The sequence below is a fragment of the Actinophytocola sp. genome (assembly GCF_050699915.1).
GTDB lineage: Bacteria > Actinomycetota > Actinomycetes > Mycobacteriales > Pseudonocardiaceae > Actinophytocola.
Map to the genome: position 1 here is coordinate 1 of NZ_JBOHGA010000281.1, position 7070 is coordinate 7070.

Genomic DNA, 7070 nt, shown 5'->3' on the forward strand with positions numbered 1-7070 from the left:
GGGCCGGGCGGGCCGCCCGGGATGCCCGGACCGGCTGGACTTGCCGGGCCGCGCGAGTCGCCTGGGCCGCCCGATCCGCCCGGACCGCCCAGACCGGCTGCTGGGGCAGCCGGCATGCGTGAATCGTCCGAACTGCCTGGGCCGCGTCGGCCACCCGGACCGCGCGTGTCACCAGGACCGCGCGTGTCACCAGGACCACCTGGGCCGCGGGAGTCACCGGGGCCGCCTGGGCCGGGTCGGCCACCAGAGTCACGCGAGTCGCCTGGCCCACCTGGACCGGCCGGGCCGCGTAGGTCACCTGGATCCGGCTGGCGCCGAGCCCCGGTCTGACCCTCCGGCCGTCCTGGACCGGCCGGCTTCGCCGCCGGTGGCTGCCCACTCGCGCGACCGCGTTCGCGATTCTCGAACTCCTCCACGACCATGTCGAGGAACTCGTCGACCTGTTCCTCGTGGTACCCGCGGCGGATGATCGGCGCGCTGTCGAAGATCACCTCGCGCACCTCGCGCGCGGAGAGCTTGTCCGTGCCGGTGAGGGTGGCCTGGACGCGGTCCAGGAACTCGTCGACCTGGTCCTCGTTGTACCCGCGCCGGCCCAGTGGCGCCCGATCGAACGTGACGCAGTCGACCACCATGGGCGTCAGCGGCACGTCGTCCTGCTGCTGCATCCTCGCCTCCCGCTCAGCGGGCATGGAAGAGGTTCTGCGCCGCTTCCAGACCCTTGGCCACCAACGCCTCCGTCGCGTCGGCACACCGGTCGATCTCCAGCGCCAGGTCCTTGCGCTCCACGGCGGCGAAGTCGCGGAGCACGTAGTCCGCCGGATCCATCCGTCCCGGCGGGCGACCAATACCAAACCGTACCCGGAGATAGTCCCTGGTCCCGAGCGACTTGGTGATCGATCTCAGCCCGTTGTGCCCGTTCTCGCCGCCACCCAGCTTCAGCCGGAGGTTGCCGAACGGAAGATCGAGCTCATCGTGCACGACGATCATGTTCTCGGCCGGCACCTTGTAGAACCGCGCGGTGCCGACCACCGGACCGCCCGACAGGTTCATGTACGTACGTGGTTTCGCGAGCGCCACGCGCCGCCCACCGAGCCGGCCCTCGAGCACGTCGGCGCCGGCCTTGTGGGACTTGAACTTCCCGCCCATCCGGTCGGCGATCTCGTCCGCGACCAGGAACCCGATGTTGTGCCGGTTCGCGACATAACGCGGCCCCGGGTTGCCGAGACCGACGACGAGCATCGGCACGTCGTCGGCGGGTGGCTCGGCAGGCATATCGGCGTCCTCGCAGAAACGGACCGGGCGGCCCCATGCGGGACCGCCCGGCAGTAGTCTCAGCCCTCGCTCGCCTCGTCGGCGGCCGGCGCCTCTTCGTCCGCCTCTGCGGCGGCAGGTGCCTCCGTCGGCTCCTCGGCCTCGGGCGCCTCGATGCCGGCCTCCATGTCCTCGGCCGTCGGCGCGACGTTGATCGCGATGACGAGCACCTCTGGGTCGGTGACCAGCTCGGCGCCCTCGGACAGCTTGACGTCCTTGGCGAGGATCTGGGTGCCGGCCCCGACGCCGTCGATGGAGACCTCGAACTGCTCGGGGATGTGCAGCGCCTCGACCGCCACCTGCAGCGTCGTGGCGTCCTGGGTGACCAGGGTGCCGGGCTGCGCCTCGCCGGTCATGACGATCGGGATCTCGACGGTGACCTTCTCGCCACGCTGGACGAGCAGCAGGTCGACGTGCTCGATGTAGTTCTTGATCGGGTGCGTGGTGACGGTCTTGGTCAGCGCGAGCTCGCTCGTGCTGTTGACCTCGAGGGTGAGCACGGCGTTCTGCCCGTGCTCACGGACCACGCGAGCGAACTCGATGGCGGGCAGGGCCAGGTGCTTGGGATCGGAGCCGTGGCCGTACAGGACCGCGGGGATCTTGCCGTCGCGGCGGGTGCGGCGCGCGGCGCCCTTGCCGAACTCGGTACGTGGCTCGGCGGCGAGACGGACCTCGGACACGGTGGTGCTCTCCTTGCTACACGCTTGAAGCTGGGTCTCGGGGCGGCGGCGGCCGGCGACGACGGACGTGCGCGCGGCAATCAAGCCGCCGCGTCGATCACGCCAGGCGTACGCCTGCCCTCGCCGAGGCAACCCAGTTAGTTTACGTTGCGCTTCCGCGCGACCTCATCGGGGGCTGCCGTGCCTCATCGAGCGGTCAACGCCGGCGCGCCTGGCGCACCTCGCGGTGGAGTGCCCACGCGTCCGCCACGGGACCGACGTGGCCGAGCTTGTCGGGGTTGATCACCGAGCGGATCGTCTGGACTCGGCCGCCCAGCACGTCGAGCGTCAGCGTGGCGACCACCCGGTCGTCCCGGTCGCGCAGGATCGCGCCCGGTTGGCCGTTCAGCTCGTGGGGTTCCACGTACGCGGAGATCCGGCCGAGCGCGGGGAAGAACGAGGCGAGCAACCGGGCCACGTTGTCGGCCCCGCTCACGGCCCTGGCCAGCGCCGGCGCCTTGCCGCCGGCGTCGCCGACCATCTGGACGTCGGCCGCGAGCAGCTCCCGCAGGGCGGAGACGTCGCCGTCGCGGATGGCCTCGAAGAAGCGGGACGCCAGCTCCTCGCGTGCCCGGCGGTCCGCCTCGAACCGGGGCCGCCCGTCGTCCATGTGCCGGCGCGCCCGGACCGCGAGCTGGCGGCACGCCGCCTCCGACCGGCCGACCGCGGCCGCGATCTCGGGGAAGCCGAGCCCGAACACCTCCCGCAGCACGAACACCGCGCGTTCGAGCGGGCTCAGCCGCTCCAGCAGCAACAGGGCCGCCATCGACACCGAGTCCGCCAGCTCCGCCGACCGCGCCGGGTCCTCGTACGGGTCGGTGAGCAGCGGCTCCGGGAACCACTGCCCGACGTAGGTCTCCCGCCGCACGCGCGCCGAGCGCAGCACGTCGATCGAGATCCGGGTGACCACGGCCGACAGGAACGCCTTCGTGGACCTGGGTTCCGTCGGCGTCGACGAGTAGCGCAGCCAGGTCTCCTGGACGGCGTCCTCCGCCTCGGCCACGCTGCCGAGGATCCGGTAGGCGATCGCGAACAGCAGCGACCGCAGTTGCTCGAACTCCTCGCTCCGGGTCATGCCAGCTCTTCCTTGAAACCCTGCCGCCACGACGGATGGCGCAGCTCCCAGCCGAGCTCCCGCTTGGCCTTGGCGTTGGAGAACCCGCGCCCCTCGGTCATCATGCCCACCGCCATCTCGCCGGCCAGCAGCCGAGCCAACCACGCGGGGACCCGCCGCGGCGGCTTCGCCCCGGCGTACTCCGCGAGCACCGGCAGCCACTCGCTGACCGGCGCCGGCTCGTCGTCGACGATGTTGAACACGCCGGTCGCCTTCTGCTCCACGGCGAGGACGGTGGCGCTCGCCGCGTCGTCGACGTGCACCCACGAGAAGTAGCCGGTGCCTCGCCCGACGAGCGGGAACAGCCGCTTGTGCACCATCGTGAGCTGGTCGTCGTTGGCGCCCGGGCCGTAGAACCCGCCGTAGCGCAGCACTCCGCCGCCGGCCCCGACGACTGCGTCCTCCAGGTGGACGACCGCCTTCGTCCCCTCCAGCACCTCCAGCGGGTCCTCTTCGGACTTGACCCAGCCGCCCTCGCGCACGCCGTTCATGCTGGCGTGGCCCTGCGCGATGACATGGGAGACACCGGTCGCCTCGGCCGCGGCGAGCAGATGGTCGGTCCCCTCGCCGCGCAACCGGTTGGTGGCGGCGAAGAAGCGGCCGGGGTCGCGCAGGCTGGGCTTGCCGGCATGCGCCTGCGACAGGGCCGTCATCTGGTTCACGATCGTGTCCGGCCGGGCCGCGGCCACGGCCTCGCCCACGGCCGCCGCGTCCAGCCCGTCCATCACGACGCCCTCGGCGCCCAGCTCGGCCAGCAGTCCCAACTTGCCCGCGCTCGTCGTCGTCGCGGTCACCTGATGGCCGCGGGCCACCAGCTGCGCCACCAGTCGACGCCCGAGAACCCCCGACCCGCCTGCCACGAACACCCGCACGACGCCACCTCCCGAATCCCGTTCTCGTCACGAAGACGAGACAGGCCGGGCGGTGCGTGACATCAGGCGCGCGACATCAGGCGTTGCCGTCGAAGAGGCTCGTCACCGAGCCGTCCTCGAAGACCTCCTGGATCGCGCGGGCGAGCAGCGGGGCGATCGACAGGACCGTCAGCTTCGGGAACCGCTTCCAGTCCGGGATGGGCAGCGTGTTGGTGAACACGACCTCCCGCGCCCCGCACGTCGACAGGCGTTCCGGCGCCGGGCCCGACAGCACGCCGTGCGAGGCCGCGACCACCACGTCGGCCGCGCCCTCACCGACCAGCTGCTCCACCGCCTTGGCGATCGTGCCGCCGGTGTCCACCATGTCGTCGATCACGATGCACAGCCGGCCGCGCACCTCGCCGACCACTCGCTTGGCCACGACGTCGTTGGGCAGCAGGGGATCGCGGGTCTTGTGGATGAACGCGATCGGCACGCCGCCGAGGTCGTCCGCCCACTTCTCGGCCAGCTTCGTGCGGCCCGCGTCCGGCGAGACGACCGTGACGTTGTCCGAGCCGTAGGTGTCCTTGATGTAGCTCGACAGCAGCCGCTGCGCGAGCAGGTGGTCCACCGGTCCGTCGAAGAAGCCCTGGATCTGCGCGGTGTGCAGGTCGACGGTCATGATCCGGTCCGCGCCGGCCGTCTTGAACAGGTCCGCGACGAGCCGCGCCGAGATCGGCTCCCGGCCCTTGTGCTTCTTGTCCTGCCGGGCATACGGGTAGAACGGCATGATCACGGTGATCCGCTTGGCCGACGCGCGCTTCAGCGCGTCGACCATGATCAGCTGCTCCATCACCCACTGGTTGATCGGTTCGCTGTGGCTCTGGATCACGAACGCGTCGCAGCCGCGCACCGACTCCTCGAACCGCACGAAGATCTCGCCGTTCGCGAAGTCGTACGCCGACTGCGGCGTGATGCTGACGTTGAGGTGCTTCGCGACCTCCTCCGCCAGCTCCGGGTGCGCCCGCCCGGAGAAGAGCATCAGGTTCTTCTTGGGCGTCCCGGACTTCGCGTTCATGTGCGCTCCGCCTCCCCGGAATCAAAACTCTGGGTCGCCTTGGGTTCGTTTCGTCCGGTTGGGCACGTACTTGTGGCTGGGTTGCGTCCCGTTCCCCTTAGGCGCGGTCGGGAGGTGCGAGACTCGTCCAGGGCGGTCATGACTCCTCCTCGGCGGGCGAGGTGTTCTCGAGTGCGCGCCGTGCGGCCTCGGCGGCCGGCGTGCCGGCACGGCGCCGGAGCACCCATTCCTCGATGTTGCGCTGCGAGCCGGCCGACACCGCGAGTGCGCCCGGCGGCACGTCCGAGCGCAGCACCGTCCCGGCCCCGCTGTACGCGCCGTCGCCGACGTTCACCGGCGCCACGAACATGTTGTCCGACCCGGTCTTGACATGGGAACCGACGACCGTGCGGTGTTTGGCTACCCCGTCGTAGTTCACGAACACGCTGGCCGCGCCGATGTTGCTGTACTCGCCGATGGTCGCGTCGCCGACGTAGGACAGGTGCGGCACCTTCGTGCCCCGGCCGATCTCGGAGTTCTTGACCTCGACGAACGTGCCGACCTTCGAGCTCACGCCCAGCCGGACGCCCGGCCGCAGGTAGGCGAACGGGCCGACGCTCGCGCCCGGGCCGATCTCCGACTCGCGGCCGTGCGTGCGCACCACGCTCGCTCCCGCGCCCACGCCGACGTCGGTGAGCGTCGTGTCCGGGCCGATCGTCGCGCCCTCGCCGACCGTCGTCGCGCCGCGCAGCTGCACGCCCGGCTCGAGGACCACGTCGCGGGCGAGCTCCACGCCGGCGTCGAGCCACACGCTCGCCGGGTCGACCATCGTGACGCCCGCGCGCATCCACCGCTCGGTCAGCCTGCGGTTGAGCTCGGCGCCCAGCGCGGCCAGCTGAACGCGGTCGTTGACACCCTCGACCAGCCACGGGTCGTCGCAGGTCCAGGTGCCGACCCGGTGCCCGTCGCCGCGGGCGATGGACAGCACGTCGGTCAGGTACTGCTCGCCCTGCGCGTTGTCGGTGGACAGCCGGCCCAGCGCGTCGGTGAGCACCTCGGCGTCGAACGCGTAGACGCCGGAGTTGATCTCGCGGATGGCGGCCTGCTCGGGGTTCGCGTCCTTCTGCTCGACGATCGCCTCGACGGACCCGTCCGCGGCGCGCACGATGCGGCCGTACCCGGTGGGGTCGTCGACCTGGGCGGTCAGCACGGTGACCGCGTTGCCGGCGGAGGCGTGCTCGGCGAGCAGCGCGGACAGCGTGATCGTGTCCAGCAGCGGCACGTCGCCGTAGGTGACCAGGACCGTGCCGGTCAGCCGCTCGGGCAGCTCGTCGAGGCCGCAGCGGACCGCGTGCCCGGTGCCGTGCTGCTGGTCCTGGACGGCGACGGTCAGCGTGGTCTCGAGGGCCTTCGCCACGTCGTCGAGGTGCTCGGTGACCGCCTCGCGGCCGTGCCCGACGACGACCGCCATGCGCTGGGGCGAGAGACCGGCGGCGGCGCGCACGGCGTGCTCGACCAGCGAGCGGCCGGCCACCCGGTGCAGCACCTTGGGCGTGGCCGAGCGCATCCTCGTGCCCTCGCCCGCGGCGAGGATGACCGTGCTGACTTCGCCGAGCCCGTTGGAGCCCTCGACCATCAGCTCTCTCCCTTGGCGTGAATATGGGGTTACCCGGCAGCCACCGGGAACCCGATCCTACGTGCCGGTCAGTTCGCTCCGCGAAACCGCTAACAGGCGGCTTCGCTCCCGCTCACGTTGCCTCGGGGATGACCCACGCGGGGTCGGGGGCGCCGGACGTGTCCTGCAGTGGTACCTCCGGGCCGTCGCCCTCCGTGGTGGCCACCGCGACGACATCGTTGCCGCCCTTGCGTTTCGCCTGGTACATGGCGGCGTCCGCGCGGGCGAGCGCCCGGGCGGTGCCCTCCTCGGCACGCAGCGCGACGACGCCGACCGACAGCGTCACCCCGTGCGAGAGGTTGGCCGGCAGCCCGGCCACCCCCACCGCGGCTCGGCGCAGCGC

At 71.6% G+C, this 7070-nt stretch carries 8 protein-coding genes; all 8 read right to left on the minus strand.

What is annotated here, in order from left to right:
* Window positions 1–689 (minus strand): DivIVA domain-containing protein (locus tag ACRDSK_RS30165; protein ID WP_431444772.1); only part of this gene is annotated, 689 nt, incomplete at its 3' end.
* Entirely contained in the window at window positions 679–1272 is a 594-nt protein-coding gene (pth, locus tag ACRDSK_RS30170) for an aminoacyl-tRNA hydrolase (protein ID WP_431444773.1), read from the minus strand. The genes pth and ACRDSK_RS30165, both read right to left, overlap by 11 nt.
* A gap of 59 nt (window positions 1273–1331) precedes the next feature.
* On the minus strand, window positions 1332–1991 hold the full coding sequence (locus ACRDSK_RS30175; RefSeq protein WP_431444775.1) for a 50S ribosomal protein L25/general stress protein Ctc: 660 nt from the start codon (window positions 1989–1991) through the stop codon (window positions 1332–1334).
* 196 nt (window positions 1992–2187) lie between these two features.
* On the minus strand, window positions 2188–3105 hold the full coding sequence (locus tag ACRDSK_RS30180) for an RNA polymerase sigma-70 factor (RefSeq protein WP_431444777.1): 918 nt from the start codon (window positions 3103–3105) through the stop codon (window positions 2188–2190).
* The gene (locus ACRDSK_RS30185; protein ID WP_431444779.1) at window positions 3102–4016 is read right to left on the minus strand and encodes an NAD-dependent epimerase/dehydratase family protein; all 915 of its coding nucleotides are present in this window, start codon (window positions 4014–4016) and stop codon (window positions 3102–3104) included. Before ACRDSK_RS30185 ends, ACRDSK_RS30180 begins: the two co-directional genes overlap by 4 nt.
* A gap of 76 nt (window positions 4017–4092) precedes the next feature.
* Window positions 4093–5073 (minus strand): ribose-phosphate diphosphokinase, encoded by a 981-nt coding sequence (locus ACRDSK_RS30190; protein WP_431444781.1) that lies wholly within the window; start codon window positions 5071–5073, stop codon window positions 4093–4095.
* A gap of 136 nt (window positions 5074–5209) precedes the next feature.
* Window positions 5210–6688 carry a bifunctional UDP-N-acetylglucosamine diphosphorylase/glucosamine-1-phosphate N-acetyltransferase GlmU gene (gene glmU / locus ACRDSK_RS30195; RefSeq protein ID WP_431444782.1) on the minus strand — a complete coding sequence of 493 codons (1479 nt, stop codon included), beginning with the start codon at window positions 6686–6688 and terminating at the stop codon, window positions 5210–5212.
* Window positions 6689–6800: 112 nt separating this feature from the next.
* Window positions 6801–7070, minus strand: a 270-nt coding sequence (locus tag ACRDSK_RS30200; protein WP_431444784.1) for a diguanylate cyclase domain-containing protein, incomplete at its 5' end; no start/stop codon positions are given.